This window comes from Thermosynechococcus sp. HN-54, assembly GCF_023650955.1.
Classification (GTDB): domain Bacteria; phylum Cyanobacteriota; class Cyanobacteriia; order Thermosynechococcales; family Thermosynechococcaceae; genus Thermosynechococcus.
Genome location: NZ_CP098039.1, coordinates 1,699,232 through 1,720,246 on the forward strand (window position 1 = coordinate 1,699,232; position 21,015 = coordinate 1,720,246).

Consider the following 21,015-nt stretch of genomic DNA (forward strand, 5'->3'; position numbering starts at 1 on the left):
CTAGGCCAGTAACTTCGCTAATAACTGCTCACTCAAGCTGGCAACTTGACCCTCAAGCGCTTGCAGTGTTGCCTGCTTTTGCTGATCAATCTCTGCTTGAATCTTGAGTAACTCTGCCTGCACGGCCTGCTGGGCTTCAGCAATCTCGGCGGTGGCAATTTTTTGTGCCTCGGCTCTGGCCTCTTCAATCAAAGCTTGGGCTTGGCGACGGGTACTGGCCAACTCCTGCTCGTACTGCTGAGCCAGTTCAGTGGCCTGTTGCAACCGCTCCTTGGCCTGTTGCAAGTTGGTTCGGATATACTCATCCCGATTGTCCAGCGCCTGACCCAAGGGCTTGTACAGCAGCGCATTCAAAATGACGGTCAAGATTAAGAATTGCACAGCCATCAGGGGTAGGGTGGCATCAAAATCAAACATCAGCCTCTCCAGAATGGGGGATCGGGGGAAAGCTCATCCAAGCCTCCCCCACTGGGGTTAATTAGGATGCAAAGGGGTTGGCAAACAGGAGCACCAGCGCAATCACCAGACCGTAGATGGTCAGGGACTCCATGAATGCCAAGGTCAGCAGCAGTGTACCCCGAATTTTACCTTCCGCTTCCGGTTGCCGCGCAATCCCTTCCACGGCTTGACCAGAGGCATTCCCTTGACCAATCCCAGGCCCAAGCGATGCTAGACCAATTGCCAGAGCAGCAGCCAAAACAGAAGCAGAAGCGACTAACGGATCCATAGTTGATTTCCTCGAGACGTAGTAGGACGAAACAAAATTTCCAGAGATAACAATAGCAGGGTATGTACCCCTTTTAGGAGTGAGCCTCTTCGTGCTCGCCGCCATGTCCCTCCATGGCCTCCCCAATGTAGGTGGCTGCGAGGGTGGCAAACACAAGGGCTTGAATGGCACTGGTAAAGAGTCCTAAGGCCATCACGGGCAAGGGCACAAACAAGGGCACCAGCAACACCAAGACCCCCACCACTAATTCATCCGCCAAGATGTTGCCAAAAAGACGGAAGCTCAGGGAAAGAGGTTTGGTAAAATCTTCCAAGATGGCAATGGGAAGTAAGACGGGCGTTGGCTCGATGTACTTGGTGAAATACTTCAGCCCCCGCTTGCGTAGCCCGGCATAGAAATAGGCCAAGGAGACCAGCAAAGCCAAGGCCACGGTGGTATTGATGTCATTGGTGGGTGCTGCTAGCTCCCCTTCTGGCAGTTCAATGAGTTTCCACGGTACCAGTGCCCCTGACCAGTTACAAACAAAAATGAACAGGAACAGTGTCCCCACAAAGGGAACCCAAGCTCGGTACTCGTGCTCACCCATTTGGCTCTTGGTCAAATCGCGGATGAATTCCAGCGCGTATTCCATCAAGTTTTGAATACCACTGGGCACCCGTTGGATATTCCGCGAGGCTGCAAAGGCCGCCGCAATCAGAATGGCCATCACAAACCAAGTGGTGATGAAGACTTGACCGTGAACTTTTAGGTTGCCAATATGCCAGTAGAAATGGTGCCCCACCTCTAACTTGGCAAGGGGAAGAGCTGTCCAAAGGTGTATCAAAGGCATCATGCCTCCGCGCTCGGTTGTCTAAGCACTACAGTGAGCCAGCGTTAAGGGGACGGCAAAACCGTACGAAACATATAGACCAGAATGGCAGCTTTGTAGGTTAAGAACCCCAAGAACACTGGAATAATATGTAGCTCTTGCCAACGGGCTGCCAAAATAACCACAACCACGACGACAAGGAGCTGCGTTTTCCCCAGCTTTTTCTGGTCGTTTCCTAGGCGCTCCACACTCCGGGCGAGGAGCCGCAGATAAATTAGGCTCGCACTTGCCCCCAAAAGGTAATTCAACGCTGTGTTCAGGCTGTAAATAAGCCAAACCGCTCCAAAGGCGATCGCTATCAGCACGAGGCTTGTCGTGAATAATTCGCGACAGAGTTGATAAAACTCCGCCATCGAGCCGCCTTTCTTTGGGGAATTGGCAACGGTTGATGGCGCAGAGGGTGCTGAAGCAGAATCGGGAACGGTCACAGCAGAATAGGGAGCATCCGAGGATGCCTTGAACTGGCCACTAAGCATCCTATCACGCAGTGGTTACATTTCATTACAGGATTCTGAGCCATCTATAGGGTTGTTAATTTCCCTACGAATGTGATCCTCAAGGAGTTGAAAAATTTCCTGTAGGCGTTGTGGATTGGTGAGGTAAAGGTATCCCAGTAGGGCTTCAAAACCAGTGGCTTGGCGGTAAATTTTTGCAGCGACTCGCTTTGGACCATCGGCAGCCGCATTGCGACCCTGACGAAAAATCGAGCGTTCGGTTTCGGTGCAATGCTGCCAAAGGAAGTCCATATAGCGGGCTTGACTTTCGGCACGGACATGCGCCACCACTTGGCGGTGGTAGGTATTGATGCGTTGGGGTGGGGTTAAAAAGAGCCAGCGGATAAAGAGTTCATAAACGGCGTCGCCAAAGTAGGCCAAAGCCGCCGGCGGCAGTTGATGGGCGGGAATTTTGGGGGGAACAAGGGGCAATAATCCAACAGAGTCAAGCATGGCGTTTCAGCTAAAGAACCCCCCCTTAGTTTTACTGCCGCAGGAACAGAATATTTAGGAATTGGTTTCCCCGGTAATTTGGGCGATCGCCGTCGCCAGATCCGGCTGAAGGGGCAAAAAGTTTTCTAAACGCACGAGTTTGACAGTTTGGGTGACGCGGGGGTTGGTGACAATTTGCAGTTGACCCTGATGCTCTTGGGCTTTTTTGGCCAGTTGCACCAAAATGCCGAGGCCAGAGCTGTCAATAAACTCAATTTTTGAAAGATCTAAGATGATGTTGGCAGGCCCATCGTCAAAACACTTACTAATGACCTTGCGAAAGGCTGACTCGGAAAACGCATCGATGAGACCCGTCAGGCGAAACACTTGATAGTTATCGCGAATCTCACGGGTACCCCTTAGGCTTTGGGTGAGGGCAAGTGGTTCAGAAATGAGAGCCTCCTTTGTCGATAACTGGACACACAAAACGATAGAAGACAAGTATAGATAAACTTGGCATCCTTGTCTATGACTTGATCGGCAACTCAACAAAAGTTTGGAGGTGCCGCAACCGCAGGAAGCTCTTTGCCAGAATCGGATCAAGTATCGCCCCTAGGAGGCGCCCCAATGAAATTATCCAAACTCGTGATGAGCCTTCTCAGCAGTAGCAGTCTCGGATTGCTGAGTTTATCTATTTTCGCTCAAGAAACGCCAGCGGCGACTTATCCTCCCGAGGCGATCGCGGTCTTTATGCAGGAGTGTCAAACTAAATTTGCGGCGCAAGCGCCTCCCGTCTTTAGCGATCGCGGCGATCGCTATTGCACTTGCCTGATAAACCGCCTTCAAGAAAAAATGAGCTATGAGCAGTTTCAGCAAATCACACCCGACAATGAACCGCCAGAAGTTAAAGCTGCAACCAATGAATGTATTGGTGCTCTTTTCTAGTGCGCCTAGGATGGAGGGGCGATGAGCCTACGCCTATTTTGGCATCGTCGCGATCTGCGCCTCAGTGATAGTGTCGGGTTAGCGGCCGCCTACGCCAAAACCCCCAAAGTGCTCGGTGTTTTCTGTTTTGACCCGGCGATTCTCAGTGCCTCGGATATTGCGGCGGTGCGGGTGACGTACCTCGTTGGTTGCCTACAGGCCTTGCAGGAATCCTATCAGCGACTGAGGGGGAGCTTTTTAATTTTCCATGGTGACCCACGTCAAATTCTGCCCCAAGTGGCCAGTGGCTTAGGGGCGGTGGCGGTGCATTGGCATGAGGATGTAGAACCCTATGGTCGCGATCGCGATCGCGCAGTGGTCGCTGCCCTCAAAGAAAAGGGCATTGCCGTCGAAACTGCTTGGGATCAACTGCTACATCCCCCAGAAGCCATCCAAACAAAACAAGGACAGCCCTACACCGTTTATTCCCCCTTTTGGCGCAACTGGTCAAGCCTTACCAAACCGCAGCCAGCTGCCACCCCCCAATGCCTTGAACCCCTGACCGAAGCCGAACAAGCCAAGGCAGTAGCCCTAGGAGCAATACCACTGCCGACCGCCAAGGACTTGGGGTTTCACTGGTCAGGGGACTTGGTCCTTGCCCCCGGTGAAGCCGCTGCCCAAGCACAACTGGAGACATTTATTGACCAGCACATTCAAGACTATGGTGAGCAGCGCAACTATCCGGCGCAGCCCGGAACCTCCCTCCTAAGCCCTGCCCTCAAGTTCGGTGTCATTGGTATTCGCCGTGTTTGGGCAGCCAGTCAGGCCGCCATGGCCGCCGCCCGCAGTGAAGAGGCACAAACGAGTATTCGCACGTGGCAGCAGGAATTGGCGTGGCGGGAGTTTTATCAGCACGCCCTCTACTGGTTTCCCCACTTGGCGGAGCGTCCCCATCGCGCAGGATTTGCCACTTTCCCTTGGTTGAATAACGCAGAACACTTTGCGGCTTGGTGTGAGGGTCGCACCGGTTACCCAATAGTTGATGCCGCCATGCGCCAACTCAACGAAACGGGTTGGATGCACAACCGCTGTCGCATGATTGTGGCCAGTTTCCTCACCAAGGATTTGATCATCAATCCCCAGTGGGGTGAGCAATACTTTATGCAAAAACTGATTGATGGTGACTTGGCGGCCAATAATGGCGGTTGGCAGTGGAGTGCCTCCAGTGGTATGGATCCAAAGCCGCTACGGATTTTTAACCCAGCCAGTCAAGCCCAAAAATTTGATCCTGAGGCGGAGTATATTCGCCGTTGGCTGCCGGAATTGAAATCCCTAGACACGGCAGATTTGGTGACGGGAAATATTTCTCCCCTAGAGCGGCATCGCTGCGGTTATCCCTTGCCGATCGTGGATCATGGGCAGCAACAGCGACGATTCAAGCAGCTCTATCAAGAGCATTTTCGTTCACCAATCCCGCAAGGATAAAATTGACATTCCCCTGATCAGCGCAACAGCGTTATCCTGAAAAAGAACGATTTTTGCGGTTGCATCGCGCCCATGAATATTCTTGGTAGTCTGCTCACTCCCTCCACCACCCCCGTCCAAACCCGTCCCCGCCGTGGCATTGAAATTAAGTCCAAGCGAGAAATTGAGATTATGCGGCAGGCCTCGCGCATTGTGGCGACGGTGCTCAAGGAAATTTCCCAGATGATCGAGCCGGGGATGACGACGGCGGATCTCGATGCCTATGCCGAGAAACGCATTCGGGAAATGGGCGCAACACCGAGCTTCAAAGGTTATCAGGGTTTTCCGGCCTCTATTTGCGCTTGCATCAACAACGAGGTAGTCCATGGGATTCCCAGCCCCCGCAAAGTGATTCGCAATGGCGACATCGTTAAGATTGACACCGGTGCCTACTACAATGGCTTCCATGGCGACTCTTGCATTACGATTCCGGTGGGGGAAATCTCCGAGGAAGCGGCCAAGCTCGTGAAAGTGGCTGAAGAAGCCCTTTACCGCGGCATTGAGCAGGTTAAAGAAGGGAATTACCTCATGGATTTGGCCGGTGCCATTCAAGATTATGTGGAGGCCAATGGTTTTGTCGTGGTCGAGGACTTCACAGGGCATGGCGTGGGTCGCAATCTCCACGAGGAACCCTCGGTGTTTAACTTCCGCACCAATGAACTCAAGAATGTGCGGCTACGGGCGGGGATGACCTTGGCCATTGAGCCGATTGTGAATGCGGGGTCAAAACAGGTGCGGATTTTGCGCGATCGCTGGACAGCAGTTACGGTTGATAATTCCCTCTCTGCCCAATTTGAGCACACGGTCTTGGTCACCAAAACGGGCTACGAAATCCTCACCGATCGCACACTTGTGTAACCCCTATGACTAAAATCTCCCCCGAAGTCCTCGAGCGCCACTGCTTTTGCCGCAGTCGTAAGTTTACCTTTGAGATCAATCAATACCGCCTGCCCCATGGATCTGTCTCGGTGTTGGGAACAGTGCGCCATCCGGGGGGGGCTTTGGCTGTACCCGTCACCCCAGAGGGCAACCTCATTCTTGTCAAACAATACCGCTTTGCCACTGAGGAATATCTGCTGGAGTTTCCAGCCGGCACCGTTGAGGATCACGAAAAGCCCTTTGCCACGATTGAGCGGGAAATTGAAGAGGAAACGGGCTACCGCGCCCACCATTGGCAAAAACTGGGGGAGTTTTACATTGCCCCCGGCTATTCCGACGAGGTGATCTACGCCTACTTGGCCACTGAGTTGGAGAAACTAGAGACACCCCCGCCTCAGGACACCGACGAGCACATTGAAATTGTGGAGTTTTCTCTATCTGACTTGGCCGCTGCGATTCATAGTGGTCAAGTGAAAGATGCCAAGACCGTCACCAGTTTCTATCTGGCCTTGCCCTATCTTCAACCCGCTTGAGCACTGAAGTTGTTCGTAAACGTTTGTAAGCATCCTGCGCCGCCCACAGTCTTGATCCCTCAAGGTGAGATAATGCGGAAATAATCCAAAGGTTGTACGTGCTGACTCACAGCCGTTTGAACTGGGACATTACTGAGTTTTTGATTGTTGAATTATGGAGCTAACCCATCGGCCTCGCCGTTTACGCCGCACGGCTCAAATTCGTCGCTTGGTGCGCGAGCATACCCTAACCACAGGGGATTTGATCTATCCAGTCTTTGTCATGGAGGGGGAAGATCAAGTGCAGGAAGTTCCCTCAATGCCCGACTGCTATCGCTATACGCTGGATCGCCTGATTTTAGAGCTGAAGGAGGTCTATGCCTTGGGCATTGGGGCGATCGCGCTGTTTCCCTTGATTCCTGAGCACCTCAAGGACAATGCCGGCACTGAAAGCTACAATCCTGAGGGCCTTGTCCAGCGATCGGTACGTGCCATTAAGGCTGTCTTACCCGACCTACTGATCTTTACCGATGTCGCCCTTGATCCCTACAGTAGCGAAGGCCACGATGGCATCGTCAAAGATGGCGAGATTCTCAATGATGAAACTGTAGAAGTCTTGGTCAAACAGGCGGTGAGTCAGGCCGCTGCTGGGGCAGATTTTGTTGCCCCTTCCGATATGATGGATGGCCGTGTCGGTGCTATTCGGGCCGGTCTAGATGCCGCCGGCTACACCCATGTAGGAATTCTCGCCTACTCCGCCAAATATGCTTCTGCCTACTATGGCCCTTTTCGCGATGCTTTGGATTCGGCACCGAAGTTTGGCGATAAAAAAACCTACCAAATGGATCCGGCCAATGTCCGCGAAGCGGTGCGGGAGGTCAGCTTCGATATTGAGGAGGGCGCCGATCTGGTGATGGTGAAGCCTGCCCTTGCCTACATGGATGTCATTGCTCAACTCAAGCAGGTGAGCGAGGTGCCCGTGGCCGCCTACAACGTGTCTGGGGAATATGCCATGGTAAAAGCCGCCGCCCGCAATGGCTGGATTGATGAGAAAAAAGTGGTTCTCGAAACCCTCCTCGGCTTTAAGCGTGCCGGTGCCGACGTGATTCTCACGTACCATGCCAAGCAGGTGGCGCAGTGGCTGCAAGAGGGGTTAGATTAGGCGCTGGCTTGGCGCAGTTGACGGGTGGTTTGAATCCAACTGGCAATCATTTTGTCCACTCGCTCATCGAGCTTGGGATCCCTCAATTGCCCCTCCGGGGTAAAGGCTTGCCACGCCTGACCAATGGCCACCTGTTCCGGAATCACCCAAGCATGCACCCAGCGCAGAATCACCCGTAGATCGTTGAGAGCATTGCTGTTGGTTTGGCCGCCAAGGACACTCATCATGGCGACAACTTTGCCGCTGAGATGCTCAAAGCTGAGGAGATCAAGGGAGTTCTTTAGCACACCGCTAACACTGCCGTGGTACTCTGGGGTCACCAGCAAAATCCCATCGGCTTCCTTGACCTTGGCTTGAAAGGTGGCCACATCGGGATAGTCGGGGTAACTCTCGGCACCGGTACAAAAGGGAAGCGTCATCTGCCGTAAGTCAAGGCGTTCCACACTAACCCCTTGGGCAGCGGCTTTGGCAATGGCAACATCTAGGGCGCTTTGGGAGTAGGAGCCATCCCGCAGACTCCCTGCCCAACCAATGAATTTGAGCATAAACAAACTCGTAATGACTATGGCTTATTATACAAAATTTAGATTTGTTCAAACATCCTCCCTAAGAGGGAGCTTCACTCAGGGCAATGGATCCGCCCGTGGCCATTTGGGCAATGACTCGTTGTAACTGCGCTAGCGATCGCTCGGCCTCGGTGTAGCGATCTTTCCAGTGTTGAATGGCCGTTTCCTGTTCCCGCGCCTGCTGCGCCTGATGGAGAATTTGCTCTTGGAGTTCGGCAATTTGGGCTTCTAGGTGTTGTAGGCGTTCCTGTTGTTGGCTATTGCGCGCCTCCAGCTCTTGATTGTAGTGCTGGGTGGTCATGTATTGCAGGCGCTGCTGCTGATAGTCTCGTTCCAATTCCTGTAACTTGGTTTGGGTTTTTAGCAGGGTTTTACTCAGTCCCTGAATAACACTGTTTTTGCTGGCCTCTGATCCTTGAGCCTGTTGCAGCGCAGTGATGATCCGTTCTTGGGTTTCAATTAAATGGTTTGCTTGGGTGAGGCGACGGTTGAGATCATCCATTTGGGTTTGGCGATCGCTCAACTCTGAGCGGGCTTGTTCAAGGCGAGTTTGCAGCAGCGCTTTTTCCTCTTGGACTTGGCGCAGTTGGGATTCAAGGAGTTGGCAGTCCTGTTCCCGTTGCCGCAGGAGGCGATGGCTATTCACCAATTTAGCCTCGAGGGCATCTTGAGCCTTGAGGAGCCGATCCACTTCCTGATGGAGGTGCTCAATTTCGGTTTGCGATTGCTGAAGAATGGTTTCCAAGGATTGGCGATGGTGGCTCATTTCCGCCAACTCGTGGGCACAGGTGGCTTGGGAGCGTAATTGTTCTTGGAGGGCAACGATCGCCTGTTGTTGAATCTGAGCGGTTTCCTCAGTGCGAGCCAGTAAATCCTCAAGAAACGCCTGATTGCGGAGTTGTTGCTTTAATTCATTGATATAGTGTTGGCACTGATCAATGGCTTGCTCTAAATGCTGGATGCGCCGTTGGTTATTCTCACCCTTTGAGGCCAGATCCGTTGCCAGTGCGCTTTCCGCTGCAAGCTCAGAAATGATCGGATTCCATGGAAAACTAAGTTGCTTGGGGGGCTGTGCTTCCATTGGGTGGGATGTGAGAATGGTGCCACTCTTCCTTAGTCTAAGGTACAGGGAATCGGGGCTATACACGGGTCAAGACAAAGAGACTCCCCTCATTACCGCGGGCAATTCGCAAATCCTCATCGAGGTAAGTGATATCAAGCCAGCCCTGTTGATCATTGCTGTTGAGGGGCACATCGAGAGCAATCAGGGGCTGACGGCTGTGAAGTTGAGGAATGAATTGGGAGGGAGAATAGTAATTGAGCCACTGACGCAGGCCAACAATGGAACGCTCAAAATACACCTGTACCCGCTGTTGGGTTAAGGGTTCAAACCGCGCCAACACACTGATAATCCCTTCAAGGAAGGGTAGACCATAGAGTTCAGCAATATTGTAGATGCGCTGCTGTTGCGGACGAATGCACTGATAAATTTGCCCCAGCTTCACGACGGGAGAGCGATCTAAGGCGAGAAGAGCCTGACTACTGGTGTAGATCAGTCGCCAATCCCCCGCCAATTTTTCAGGGGCATTGAGGGGATCAGGGGTGGGATTCACGGCTTCAAGGGAAGCGGCAAGGGCGGCCACCTGTTTGCGATCGCGCGGTGTGGCTAGAATGCCTCGATTCAGGCCAGCGATCGCCATCAATAATTCTATCTTTGCCACGGTTCACCCCTCCTTATGCATGGAACTTTTTTGCCCCCATGGGTTGCGTCAAGACCCTCCTAATTCGAGAATGGGAAAAATCCCCCTCCCATTCAGGTTAGCGAAATGCGGATCGCGCTATTTACCGAGACATTTCTTCCCAAAATTGATGGCATTGTGACCCGCTTGTGTCAAACTGTCCGACATCTGCAACGGAATGGCCATCAGGTGTTGGTGGTGGCTCCCGAGGGCGGGCTAGACTATTACGAAGGCGCGCAGATCTATGGTGTCTCTGGTTTTCCCCTTCCATTGTATCCTGAACTCAAATTAGCCCTGCCGCGACCCACGATTGGTAAAGCCCTAGAGGCCTTTGAACCCGATCTGATCCATGTGGCAAACCCGGCGGTTTTGGGGTTGGCGGGTCTGTACTATGCAGAGAAATTCCAATTACCCTTGGTGGCCTCTTACCACACCCACTTACCGCAATACCTGAAGTACTATGGCTTGGGGTTTCTGGAGGAGATCCTCTGGTTCCTCTTGCGCTTGGGGCATAACCGCGCTCAACTGAATTTGTGTACCTCAACGGCCATGGTGGCAGAACTCAAGGCTCATGGTATTCGCCATCTCGATCTCTGGCAGCGGGGAGTAGATGTGGAGTTGTTCCATCCGCAATGCCAAAGTCAAGAAATGCGCCACTTTCTCAGCCAAGGGCATCCAGAAGCCCCCCTACTGCTCTACGTTGGTCGTCTCTCTGCGGAAAAGGAAATTGAGCAAATTAAGCCCATTCTTGAGCAGATTCCCCAAGCACGGCTGGCGCTAGTTGGCAATGGTCCCCATCGGGAGGCGCTTGAGAAACACTTTGCCGGTACCCCCACCCATTTTGTGGGCTATCTGCGCGGTGAGCGTTTGGCGGCGGCCTTTGCCTCGGCAGATGTCTTTGTTTTTCCCTCGCGCACGGAAACCCTTGGCTTGGTTCTCTTGGAAGCGATGGCCGCAGGCTGCCCTGTGGTGGCTGCCAATAGTGGCGGGATTCCCGATATTGTGACTGATGGGGTGAATGGGTTTTTGTTTGATCCGGAGGATCCGACGGGGGCGATTACTGCTTGTCAGCGCCTCTTTGACTCCCCTAGCGATCGCGAGACTCTCCGCCAAAATGCCCGCCAAGAAGCCGAACGCTGGAGTTGGGCCGCCGCGACCCAGCAATTGGAACAGTACTATCGGTCTGTTTTGCCTGCCCCCCAGCGGCATGTGGCTCTGAGTCGCTAAATTAACTTTTCGTCTAGGTCACTGAGTTGTGGGAGGTCTAGGGTCGCCTGCTTGCCTTGGAGGACGACGTAAAAGCCACCAAGACCAAGGGGATCAATGAGTTGGTGCAGTGATTGATGGCGGTTGAGGGCGTGCAGCAGCTTGCCATTTACCCGTTGTTGCGCTAACAGGCGATCGCCCAACCCCAAGGCCATGAGAAATAAACTCTGGCGGGTGACATAGAGGGTTTCAAGGCCAAATTGCTCTCCATAGCGCGTCAAGGCCGTCACATCCACATGAGCCGTAATATCCTGCTCGCCGACAAAGCGGTAGGGATTGTCGTGGCAGCGGTGCTGATAGTAGCATTGCAGGGTGCCCTCGCAGCGGGCGGGATGATAGTATTGCCGAGCGGGATAGCCATAGTCAATCGTCAGGACAAAGCCCCGTTCTAGACGCTGGCTCAGGTCTTTTAACCACGGGATGAGGTTCAAATTGACCTCAGTGCGATAGCCATCACTGTAGCCCTGCTGCTGGGGAGCAATGCCGACGGTGGCAAAGTAATCATGAATGCGCTTGTCGGTCAAAGGGCACAAAACCTCTTGAAACGCCCCTTGGGGATTGAGGCTGACGTAAATTTCCTGCCAATTGCCCCCCTGCCATTGCAGCCGATGCACCGGAAACGCATCCACCAGTTCATTGCTAAAAATACAGCCAACGATGGGGTCAGCCGCTGGGCTAGCACTAACCCAGTGGAGGCGATCGCCCCAAGGAGCCAAGCGTTGCCGTTGGCGTTGCTGCAAAGTCGGCGATTGCTCCTGAATCTGATACTCAAGGCTGGCAAAGAAGTCTGGATATTTTTCCTGACTATAGTCCAATACTGTGGCGGCCACGTCTCCCTCCCCCGCCCCCATCTCCAGCAGCGTAAACTGCTGGGGTCGATGCAAAGCCTGCCACATCTGGACAAAGGCCTCGGTGAGCAGTTCAGAAAAATCCCTCGTCAGACAACTAGAGGTCATAAAGTCGCCCCGCCGCCCAATCTGCATTTGTGGACGGTTGTAGTAACCCCACTGGGGGTGATAGAGGGCTAGGGCCATAAAGTCAAAAAAAGAGATGGCGCCTGCTGCTCTGATTCGACCCTCAATTTCCGCTAGCAGCTGGGGTGTGCCGCGATCACCCGTCGGCATCAATCATCCACTCCCGCAATTGGAGCAAACCCTTGGCGCTGCACATTCTCGGTAATGACGCGCGGTTCCAGAAATTGCAGCAGGTAATCGCGCCCCCCCGCTTTGGAGCCAATCCCCGACAGCTTGAAGCCCCCAAAGGGCTGCCGATCCACAATCGCTCCGGTAATGCCACGGTTGATATAGAGGTTGCCCACCGCAAACTGAGTTTTGGCCTGCTGAATGTGGGACGGTGTCCGCGAATACAGCCCCCCCGTCAGGGCATAGGCAGTGGCATTGGCAATTTCAATAGCTTGGCTGAAGGTCTCTGCCCGCAGTACCGAGAGGACAGGGCCAAAAATTTCCTCTTGGGCGATCGTGGCGGTGGGTGGCACGTTGGTAAAGATGGTGGGGGAAACAAAATAGCCGCCCTCTGGTACCGGCACACTTAAGGCCAGTTCTGCCTCTCGCTGTCCTTTGGCAATGTATTCCTGAATGCGATCGCGGGCAGCGGCGGTTACCACCGGCCCAACACGGGTACTAGGCAAATGGGCAGGCCCAATATTCAGAGATTTTGTGGCCTCCACCAATCGCTGCACAAAGGGTTGATAGATGGACTCGAGGACAATCACCCGTGAACAGGCTGAGCACTTTTGGCCACTGTAGCCAAAGGCTGACTGTACAACCCCTGCCACCGCCTGATCCAAATCCGCACTTTCGTCAATAATGATCGCGTTTTTGCCCCCCATCTCGGCAATAACCCGTTTGATGTGGGGTTGTCCCCGTTGCAATACCGCTGCCTCAGCAATAATGCGGCAGCCCACCGCTTGGGAGCCAGTAAAGGCAATCAGATGCACATCCGGATGTTTGGTTAGGTAGGGGCCAATCACGGAGCCACGGCCGGGGAGAAACTGGAAGACCCCCGGCGGAAAACCAGCGGCAATGAGAATTTCAGCAAGTTTAGCCGCAACCACAGCCGCCGGATCCGCAGGCTTGAGAATGGTACAGTTCCCTGTGACAAGGGCGGCCACTGTCATGCCGGTAGGAATGGCCAAAGGAAAGTTCCAGGGGGAAATCACCACTGCAATCCCGCGCCCCTGATAGTGGTAATGGTTGGTTTCGCCGGGAAAGTTGCGGTCATAGCCGCTGCTGAGGCGCTCCATTTCATCGGCGTAGTAACGGCAAAAGTCAACAGCTTCGGAGACTTCAGCATCCCCTTCGGCCACCACCTTGCCCACTTCGTAACACATCCAAGCCACCAGTTCGTGGCGCTGTGCCTCTAGGAGATCCGCCGCCCGCCGTAGCAGGGCTGCCCGTTCTGTCACTGGCGTTTGTTGCCACTGGGCTTGAGCTGCCTTAGCCGCACGGATGGCATGATCAGCATCCTCAATGGTGGCCAAGCCAACGCGACCCACGATTTCCTCTGGCTGTGAGGGGTTGAGGGACTCGCTGTATTCCAAGGTATTCACGCGATCGCCATTGATGATGGGCGTATAGGTTTGCCCCAGTTGGCGATGGACATGAATTAGCGCCGCTTGAATCGCTTCCCGCTGGCTGGCTCTGGCGTAGTCACTATTGGCTGCATTGACAAAGGTTGAGGTCTTACCCGTGGTGAGATGGACGTTCACTGCTCCAAAGTCCGCCGTTGGTTCTGGCGGTGCCAATAGCTCGTCGATATTTGCCGCTCCCAATTGTTGGCGCAAGAAGGAACTATTTGCCGTATTTTCCAAGAGCCGCCGAATCAGGTAGGCCATCCCCGGAATCAGCTCGCCATAGGGACAATAGACCCGCACCGTTTGCCCCGCTTCCACAAGAGCCTTGGCCAGTTTATCGGCCATGCCGTAAAGGACTTGGCATTCCATGGCTGTGGGCGGAATGTGTTGATGTTGGCCGATCGCGATCGCCCGTGCTTGGGAGCGCACATTATGACTTGCAACTGCTGTGCGCAAAAGCGTGTGGTGACTCAAGAGCAGTTCAACAATGCGTTCAAAGTTGGCATCGGTATCTTGCTTGTGTTGATAGACGGGCAATGGCCAGTCATTTTGTACCGCCTTAATCAGTTCTTGATCCCAGTAGGCGCCCTTGACAACTCGAACAGTGATCGGTGTGCCCCGCTGCTGCACCCAAGTAATCAGGTTTTGGGCATCTTGGTAACTATCCCGCAAATAGGCTTGCAGTGTCAGGCCGACATCGGCGCGATCGCGAAACTCTGGCTCCAGCAAAATCTCCTTGAGGATCGCCAAGGTAATGTCTTTGTAGGCATACTGCTCCATATCAAAGTGCACTGCCACCCCCAACTCCTGGGCGCGATGCAACAGCCGCCGAATCGGTTCCCCCACCTTGGCACGGCAGCCAGCAACATCCAAGGGGTCAAACTGCGAGTAAAAGGCCGTCAACTTTACGGAGACTTGGATGGGATTTACCCCTTCCCGCTGACCTAGGGGGCTAAGTTGCTGCATCAAGTCGAGGTAGCGATCGCAATACCGCTGCGCCTCTGCCTCCGTAATCACCGCCTCCCCCAAAATATCCATCGTCACTAGCATGCCCTGCTTGCGTAGGCGGCCAATGGTTTTCAGCACCTGCTCCGTGGTTTCGCCAGCAATGTACTTATGGGCAAGGGCTTGAACCGCGGTTGTGAAAGTGGTTGCCGCTGCTTGGGCGGGCAGCGAATCCGGCTGGGCAAAGTTCAAGAGTTTTTTTAGGCCTTCCGGCAACTCCACACTGGGGTCACTGAGGTATTCCTGCAAGTGGCGTGCCACTTCGGTTTTAGTGCGCAGACTTGGCAGACAGTCAATGAGGCGAAACAGTTGCACCCGCAGCCCCGGATGTTCCATTGCCCAGCCGAGGAGCTTGTCTTCAATGCGCATTTGCTCCCGCAGTTGGCTAAAAAAGTTGCGGGACTCTTGGTTCGCCGCCCACAGTTGACGGGCGATCGCGATCGTTTGTGCTTCGTAAAGACCAGTCATGGAGAATTTTGGGTGAGGAGCCGTCTTTCCTATTTTCCCATGTCCTCTGAAGCAAACAACCAAATTCTTAGCGGGGACGAATAAATCGGCGGTTAGCGCGCACCAAGCAAATGCGATTCTCTGCGCCAATGGACACCTTCAGCCAAGGCAAGCCCCGACTATCGGTCATCGTGGCAAAGCCTGCGGGTGTGATATTGGCCGTTAAAACAGTGCCTGTGGGAAAGCGGCGCACCACTGGCCAGCGCATAATCTCTAGATTTGGCCAACGGGCATTGGGAGCATACCACGCCTGCGGCACGTTGTCCGACCAGCGACAGTTGAGACCATTGATGTCGGGATCAACCACCACCCAAGTACGATGACTGGTGGGGGTGATATAGTCGCCATTGCTATTGGGTTGGGGGAGGCTTGGGGTTTGAGCAAGGACTGGGAATAAAAGTAAAGCAGTCCAAGTACTTTGATTCATCCACAATTTTCCTCTGGCTAGCGGCGTGGGCTTGAGAAGGGGTCGGGAATGGGACGGACAAAATTTCGATGAGCACGGACTAGGCAAGTATCATAGGCGTACGCTGCCCTCAGCCAAGGGTTACCATTGGTGTCCATAACAATTGCGGGTTCACCGCGTTTCTGGCTGGTATTAGTTAGGATGTCTTCCCCCGGCTTGAACCTACCACCTACGGGTAATTGCTCGACATTCATCGTTGGTACTTTCTTGCCTTCAACATCATTGAGCGATCGCGCCAAACGACAATTCACTGGTTTAGTAGCAACAACCTTCCAATAGGGATGGGTTGTCTGCGTATAATTGCCATTTTTATCTGGCTGTGGTAAAGAGAATCCTTGGGTCAGTAGAATCAGGGGAGTAACTGCCAGAAGCGTAGGCAAGCTCAAGGAAAAATATCCAGCCATACCAAAGTCCCCGTCAGCTTGACTGCTACCTCACAGCCTAGCGATCAAATCTACGTTGTGGAATAGCGAAAACCTAAAGAAATAGAGAAGTATGTACAGTAGTTGGGGAGGTTTTTGTCTGCCTGTCTGAGTGAACAGCAATCAAACCATCTGAATGGCCTTAGCACCTCAACAACCCTCTCTCTACGCCAGTGTGCTTGTGGACTGTCCGGGGGCAAGCGAGGCTTACACTTACCAAGTTCCTGCGGGTTGGTGGGTGCAGGGGGGCGAAGTGGTGGAAGTGCCCTTTGGCGCTCAGGTGGTGCGGGGAATTGTCCTAGAGGGACTGGCAACTGTCCCGCCATCGGTTGATCCACAACGCTTGCGATCGCTCCTTGAAGTGGTGGCTCCGCAGCTGTTTCCCAAAGACTATTGGGCACTCCTAAAACAGATGGCCACCTATTACTGCACACCGTTGATCCAAGTGGTCCGCACCGCCCTACCGCCGGGGGTCTTGGGGCGATCGCAACGACGGGTGCGTCTGCGACCCCATCAGGGGATTCCCCCTCTGTCGGAACAAGGGCAATATCTACTGCGCTTTCTCCAGACCAAGGGCAGTGGGGACTACAGTGTGCGCTACCTCCAGCAACAGCTGCCCAAGGTGCAGCGCGCCCTTGCAGAACTCGAACGCCTTGGCTTGGTGGAAACCTACTTAGCGGCACCCGCCAGTCAACAGCCAAAACAGCAGCAAGCCGTCGTACTCCTCAATAGTGAAGGGGCGACCTTAACCCAGCGGCAGCGCCAAATCCTCCGTTATTTGCAGCAACAGGGTCGCGATTGCTGGCTACAAGAGGTGCTCAAGGCTACGGGCACGACCGCCCAAACGCTCCAGCGCCTTGCTGCCAAAGGATACATTGCCATTGTCGAGCAGCAGCACTGCCGCATTGAACAGGGGGTAGCGGTGACACCGGATCAGCCAAAAACCCTCACCCCTGCCCAAGCCACTGCCCTGCAAGCCATTTCAGAGCACCTAGACGCTGCCCAAACCTTTTTACTGCATGGGGTGACCGGTTCTGGCAAGACGGAAGTGTATCTACAGGCCATTGCGGAGTGCCTGGAGCGAGGGCGATCGGCCTTGCTGTTGGTGCCCGAAATTGGCTTGACGCCCCAATTAACGGATCGAGTGCGCGCCCGCTTTGGGGAACGCCTCTTGGTCTATCACAGTGGCCTCAGTGAGGGGGAGCGTTACGATACTTGGCGGTTGACGCTAGTGCCGGAGCCACGGGTGGTGATTGGCACGCGATCGGCGGTACTGCTGCCCTTAGTGGGCTTGGGTCTGATCATTCTTGATGAAGAGCACGACAGCGGCTACAAACAGGATCAACCTCAGCCCTGCTATCATGCCCGTACGGTTGCTCAATGGCGATCGCGCCAACACCAGTGTCCCCTCATTTTAGGAACCGCTACCCCTGCCCTCAGCACTTGGCAGGCTGCCCAAACCGGCCAGACTCAGCTCCTTTCTCTTCCGCAGCGCATCCACGCTACCCCCCTGCCGCCGATCACGATTGTGGATATGCGCCAAGAATTGCACCGTGGCAACCGTTCCATGCTCAGTCGTCCACTTCAAGAAGCACTGGGAAACCTTCAGGGACGGCAGGCGATTCTCTTTGTGCCGCGGCGGGGGCACAGTACCTTTGTCTCCTGTCGCAGTTGTGGGACGGTTCTCTACTGCCCCCATTGCAGTGTCTCCCTCACTGGGCACTTGTTTGGCGAGGAGATGGAAGTGCTGCGCTGTCACTATTGCAACTACCGTCAGGCGATGCCGCAGCGCTGTCCCAGTTGTGACTCCCCCTATCTCAAGCCCTTTGGTGGCGGCACGCAGCGGGTGGTGAGTGAACTGAATCGCCTCTTGCCGCAGTTGCGAGTACTGCGCTTTGACAGTGATACGACCCAACGGAAGGGTGCCCATCGCCAGTTACTGGCTCAGTTTGCCGCCGGCGCAGCCGATGTGATGGTGGGGACGCAAATGCTGACAAAGGGCATTGATTTGCCCCAAGTGGCACTGGTGGGAATTTTGGCTGCCGATAGCCTGCTGCACCTACCGGATTATCAGGCGGCGGAGCGCACCTTTCAGCTCCTGACTCAAGTGGCGGGGCGATCGGGCCGCGGGGCACACCCCGGTAAAGTGATTCTCCAAACCTATGTGCCGGAGCATCCAGTGATGACAGCCGTCAAGGCCTATGACTGGGACAGCTTTGCTGCCCAGGAGCTAAGTAGCCGTGCCCCCTTGGGCTATCCCCCCTATGCGCAACTGATCCTTCTGCGCTTGAGTCGTCCCGATCCTGAGGAGGTGGCGGCAACGGCACAGGCGATCGCCCAACAGCTCCAGACGTTAGCCCCAGTTTCTCAGGGAGAATGGGAACTCCTTGGCCCTGCCCCCGCCGCGATCGCCAAAATTGCAGGCCGCTACCGCTGGCAAATTTTACTCAAGGGCAAGTCAGGATTAGTGCCGGAACTCAGCCAATTCCTGATGCACCTAAAACAGCAGTGCTCCCGCTCAACCCGCCTCAGTATTGACGTTGACCCCCTGAACTTTCTCTAGGGGAGCTTCAGCCAGCCACCACAGCACCGTCACGGGCACGACTCCCAACCCAAACCCTAGGGTTGCTGGGATCCAAAAGCGTTGATCCAACGAGGTGAGCGTAATCATCGCCCCAAAGGCAAAGTTCACGAGGTACACCACCAAGGGGGTAATGAGTTGTACGCGGTTCACCACCATTGGTTTCGGCCACCAGGTGATCATGGCCAGCCCCATAAATACCGCCCCTGTACCTGTCCATCCCAAAATGTTGCGGTAGGGCATCCCAAAGAACTCACCGACCTCCTGAAATTGCCAGAAGGGAATGGCGGTTTGACTCATGGCCGGATCAAGGACAAAATCCCAAGCCGTTAAAAAGATCGCTCCCAAGCCCACCGTGATCAAGGCTGCCCCCAAACCCACACCTTTGCCTTCCCGCAGGGGACGACTGATGAAGCCACTGTAGGCCAAAAGAAACGTGACTAGTCCCATATAAAACCAAGAGAGGGGAATCGTGAAGGGCACCAGTCCAGCAATTTTGTACCCCAAACCACTGAGGTAGCCATAATGGCCAAAGGGAAAGCCGGTACTGGTGCCTAAAAGTTCACTGGTGAGGGAAATGCCCACCGCTGGCAGCAAAAAGCCAAGCAGTTTACCAAGGCCAAAGTTGCGATAGGTGTGAAGCGCGATCGCCAGCGCGCCAAGGACAATATAAACCACACCCCCACTCCCCATACTCCATTGAAAAAGCTGCTGACCCCACGCGGGCAACGCCAGAATAAACTCGGGATGGGGCACAACGAGGAGTAACCCCGCCAAGCCAAAGGCCATCGCCACAATGTGGCCAATCAGGCACACCTGTTCCGCAACGAAAAGCGCGTTCTTGGGTTTCATAGGGGCAATCTCTAAGGGGCAATCGTTTACAAATGTTAATATCGTAATGTATCACTGTTCTTGGTGTATTCTGCCAACCTTAAAAAGGCAGTTTGATTTCCCCAAGGGCATCATAGGCTGCCAACAACCCTGCCCCCAAGCCAGCACCCAGCGTTAGTCCCCAACTCCAAGGCGCCCCCTCAGAGAATTGAGGACGAAAGTGAAGTGTCTGCCCATAGCCCCGTAAGCGCATTGCTAGATAGATCTGCTGTGCCCGTTCCTCGGCGCGAATGAGAAAGATGCCAATCATCTGTGCCCACGGGCGAAGGCGGCGCCAACTTAAGCGAAATCCCCGCAGAAAGAGTGCCTGCTGCATCTGTGCCAACTGACTCTCTAGCTCAAAAAGATAGCGATACGTCAAGGCCAGCGTATCCACCAACAAGGGGGGTAGCCCCCACCAGCGACAGACCCGCACCCATTCGCTAAACGTTAAGCTTTCTAGCAACACCACGCCAAGAGCAAGACACAATACCAAGCGCCACGTCAGGAGCAGTGCGATCGGCCACGCGGTAACTGCCAAAAGCAACCACAGTCCCAGAAAAAAGAGCCACATCTGCTGGAGACGTTTGCCAAAGCGCTGCCAAGGGAGATGGCTGAGGAGATAGAGGAGCACCACAAGCAAAGTCGCGATCGCCAGACTTTCCAACCGCCGCAAACTACTAATGCAAAAAATCCACAGCAGAATCGCCATCACCCGTGCCGGCGGCGACCAGCAACGAAAGCTCAAGGGTTACGCCCTAATTAATGTGCTGACTACGCAGAAAGCGATCAATATCGTTATTGGCACCAATCACCACCATAATGTCCCCTTTATTGAGCTTCTGGTTGGGACTGGGATTGATCTCAAACTTATCATCAAAGCGCAGGGCAATTAAATTGAGGCCATAGCGACTGCGCAGTTCCACCTCGGCAACCGTACGATTGTGAAATGCCTCGGGCACTTTGACTTCCACAATACTTTTTTCGGGGTCGAGGTCAAACCAATCGAGAATCGCTGGCCGGGTGAGCGATCGCGCCAGTTCGCACCCTGCCTCATATTCTGGAAAGACAACACGATCTGCCCCGACTCGCTCTAGGAGTTTTTTGTGAATCTCTGAGGAAGCCTTGGCAATGACATTGGGGACACCAGCCTCCTTCAGGTTGAGTGTGGTAATAATACTGGCGTCCACATGGTTGCCAATAGCCACAATCACCGTTTCAAACTCAAAAAGCCCCGCCTCCTTGAGCGCTTGAGGATCTGTGGAATCCAATTGAATTGCATGATCGACAATGTGATCTTGGAGCACTTGATTGACCAAACGCTCTTGATTGTCACTTCCGAGTACCTCATAGCCCATCCCGTGCAAGGTTTCGCATACCCCTCGGCCAAAGCGTCCTAGGCCAATGACAGCAAACTGCTGCGAGAGCTTGACCCCCCGCCCGCGAAAGAGCATCGCTCCCAAATCCACCATGCCTGA

The 21,015-nt window shown here is 54.2% G+C and carries 23 protein-coding genes; 7 read left to right on the forward strand and 16 right to left on the reverse strand.

The genetic code is table 11. The annotated features are described in order from the left end of the window. From NBE99_RS08235 to NBE99_RS08260, 6 genes are all read right to left on the reverse strand, one after another. On the reverse strand, positions 1–417 hold the full coding sequence (locus NBE99_RS08235) for a F0F1 ATP synthase subunit B' (protein ID WP_206199672.1): 417 nt from the start codon (positions 415–417) through the stop codon (positions 1–3). 61 nt (positions 418–478) lie between these two features. Beyond that, complete coding sequence (atpE, locus tag NBE99_RS08240) at positions 479–727, reverse strand: ATP synthase F0 subunit C (protein WP_009767951.1); 249 nt, start codon at positions 725–727, stop codon at positions 479–481. 73 nt (positions 728–800) lie between these two features. Beyond that, positions 801–1,559 carry a F0F1 ATP synthase subunit A gene (atpB, locus tag NBE99_RS08245; RefSeq protein WP_149818298.1) on the reverse strand — a complete coding sequence of 253 codons (759 nt, stop codon included), beginning with the start codon at positions 1,557–1,559 and terminating at the stop codon, positions 801–803. A gap of 41 nt (positions 1,560–1,600) precedes the next feature. Continuing rightward, entirely contained in the window at positions 1,601–2,071 is a 471-nt protein-coding gene (locus NBE99_RS08250; protein ID WP_250681618.1) for an ATP synthase subunit I, read from the reverse strand. Between the two features lie 15 nt (positions 2,072–2,086). Further along, a complete protein-coding gene (locus NBE99_RS08255; RefSeq protein WP_250681619.1) occupies positions 2,087–2,542 on the reverse strand; it encodes a Mini-ribonuclease 3 in 456 nt (151 codons plus the stop codon). A 54-nt stretch (positions 2,543–2,596) separates the two neighbouring features. Next, positions 2,597–3,007: an STAS domain-containing protein gene (locus tag NBE99_RS08260; RefSeq protein ID WP_399371060.1), complete on the reverse strand. Its 411-nt coding sequence runs from the start codon at positions 3,005–3,007 to the stop codon at positions 2,597–2,599. A 141-nt stretch (positions 3,008–3,148) separates the two neighbouring features. On the opposite strand from NBE99_RS08260, the gene NBE99_RS08265 reads away from it, so the two are divergent. From NBE99_RS08265 to hemB, 5 genes are all read left to right on the forward strand, one after another. After that, positions 3,149–3,466, forward strand: coding sequence for a hypothetical protein (locus NBE99_RS08265; RefSeq protein WP_250681621.1), 318 nt, complete (start codon positions 3,149–3,151; stop codon positions 3,464–3,466). Between the two features lie 21 nt (positions 3,467–3,487). After that, positions 3,488–4,930, forward strand: coding sequence for a deoxyribodipyrimidine photo-lyase, 8-HDF type (locus tag NBE99_RS08270; RefSeq protein ID WP_250681622.1), 1,443 nt, complete (start codon positions 3,488–3,490; stop codon positions 4,928–4,930). Between the two features lie 72 nt (positions 4,931–5,002). Beyond that, entirely contained in the window at positions 5,003–5,827 is an 825-nt protein-coding gene (map, locus tag NBE99_RS08275) for a type I methionyl aminopeptidase (protein ID WP_250681623.1), read from the forward strand. Between the two features lie 5 nt (positions 5,828–5,832). Then, positions 5,833–6,381, forward strand: a complete 549-nt coding sequence (locus NBE99_RS08280; RefSeq protein WP_250681624.1) for an NUDIX hydrolase — start codon at positions 5,833–5,835, stop codon at positions 6,379–6,381. A gap of 154 nt (positions 6,382–6,535) precedes the next feature. Continuing rightward, a complete protein-coding gene (gene hemB, locus NBE99_RS08285) occupies positions 6,536–7,522 on the forward strand; it encodes a porphobilinogen synthase (protein ID WP_250681625.1) in 987 nt (328 codons plus the stop codon). Here the strand turns inward: hemB and NBE99_RS08290 are convergent. The 3 genes from NBE99_RS08290 to NBE99_RS08300 all read right to left on the reverse strand — a co-directional run bounded on the left by NBE99_RS08290 (position 7,519) and on the right by NBE99_RS08300 (position 9,809). Next, positions 7,519–8,067, reverse strand: coding sequence for an NADPH-dependent FMN reductase (locus NBE99_RS08290; RefSeq protein ID WP_250681626.1), 549 nt, complete (start codon positions 8,065–8,067; stop codon positions 7,519–7,521). The genes hemB and NBE99_RS08290 overlap by 4 nt on opposite strands. A gap of 61 nt (positions 8,068–8,128) precedes the next feature. Beyond that, positions 8,129–9,169 (reverse strand): hypothetical protein, encoded by a 1,041-nt coding sequence (locus NBE99_RS08295; protein WP_250681627.1) that lies wholly within the window; start codon positions 9,167–9,169, stop codon positions 8,129–8,131. 58 nt (positions 9,170–9,227) lie between these two features. Then, entirely contained in the window at positions 9,228–9,809 is a 582-nt protein-coding gene (locus NBE99_RS08300; RefSeq protein ID WP_250681628.1) for a PAP/fibrillin family protein, read from the reverse strand. 105 nt (positions 9,810–9,914) lie between these two features. Here NBE99_RS08300 and NBE99_RS08305 point away from each other — a divergent pair, with 105 nt between their 5' ends. Beyond that, positions 9,915–11,054, forward strand: a complete 1,140-nt coding sequence (locus NBE99_RS08305) for a glycosyltransferase family 1 protein (protein ID WP_250681629.1) — start codon at positions 9,915–9,917, stop codon at positions 11,052–11,054. On the opposite strand, the gene NBE99_RS08310 is transcribed toward NBE99_RS08305, so the two are convergent. From NBE99_RS08310 to NBE99_RS08325, 4 genes are all read right to left on the reverse strand, one after another. After that, complete coding sequence (locus tag NBE99_RS08310) at positions 11,051–12,217, reverse strand: class I SAM-dependent methyltransferase (protein ID WP_250681630.1); 1,167 nt, start codon at positions 12,215–12,217, stop codon at positions 11,051–11,053. The two genes, NBE99_RS08305 and NBE99_RS08310, sit on opposite strands and share 4 nt — an antisense overlap. Next, a complete protein-coding gene (gene pruA / locus NBE99_RS08315) occupies positions 12,217–15,159 on the reverse strand; it encodes an L-glutamate gamma-semialdehyde dehydrogenase (protein ID WP_250681631.1) in 2,943 nt (980 codons plus the stop codon). Before pruA ends, NBE99_RS08310 begins: the two co-directional genes overlap by 1 nt. Positions 15,160–15,226: 67 nt before the next feature. After that, entirely contained in the window at positions 15,227–15,625 is a 399-nt protein-coding gene (locus NBE99_RS08320; RefSeq protein ID WP_250681632.1) for a hypothetical protein, read from the reverse strand. Positions 15,626–15,642: 17 nt separating this feature from the next. Next, on the reverse strand, positions 15,643–16,068 hold the full coding sequence (locus tag NBE99_RS08325) for a hypothetical protein (RefSeq protein ID WP_250681633.1): 426 nt from the start codon (positions 16,066–16,068) through the stop codon (positions 15,643–15,645). A gap of 154 nt (positions 16,069–16,222) precedes the next feature. Here NBE99_RS08325 and priA point away from each other — a divergent pair, with 154 nt between their 5' ends. Next, positions 16,223–18,649 (forward strand): primosomal protein N', encoded by a 2,427-nt coding sequence (gene priA, locus NBE99_RS08330; protein ID WP_250681634.1) that lies wholly within the window; start codon positions 16,223–16,225, stop codon positions 18,647–18,649. On the opposite strand, the gene cruF is transcribed toward priA, so the two are convergent. The 3 genes from cruF to NBE99_RS08345 form a co-directional block, all read right to left on the reverse strand. Continuing rightward, the gene (gene cruF, locus NBE99_RS08335; RefSeq protein ID WP_250681635.1) at positions 18,605–19,519 is read right to left on the reverse strand and encodes a gamma-carotene 1'-hydroxylase CruF; all 915 of its coding nucleotides are present in this window, start codon (positions 19,517–19,519) and stop codon (positions 18,605–18,607) included. The two genes, priA and cruF, sit on opposite strands and share 45 nt — an antisense overlap. A 79-nt stretch (positions 19,520–19,598) precedes the next feature. Beyond that, a complete protein-coding gene (locus NBE99_RS08340; protein WP_250681636.1) occupies positions 19,599–20,285 on the reverse strand; it encodes an energy-coupling factor transporter transmembrane protein EcfT in 687 nt (228 codons plus the stop codon). A gap of 10 nt (positions 20,286–20,295) precedes the next feature. After that, a complete protein-coding gene (locus tag NBE99_RS08345; RefSeq protein ID WP_250681637.1) occupies positions 20,296–21,009 on the reverse strand; it encodes a TrkA family potassium uptake protein in 714 nt (237 codons plus the stop codon). Positions 21,010–21,015 lie beyond the last annotated feature (6 nt).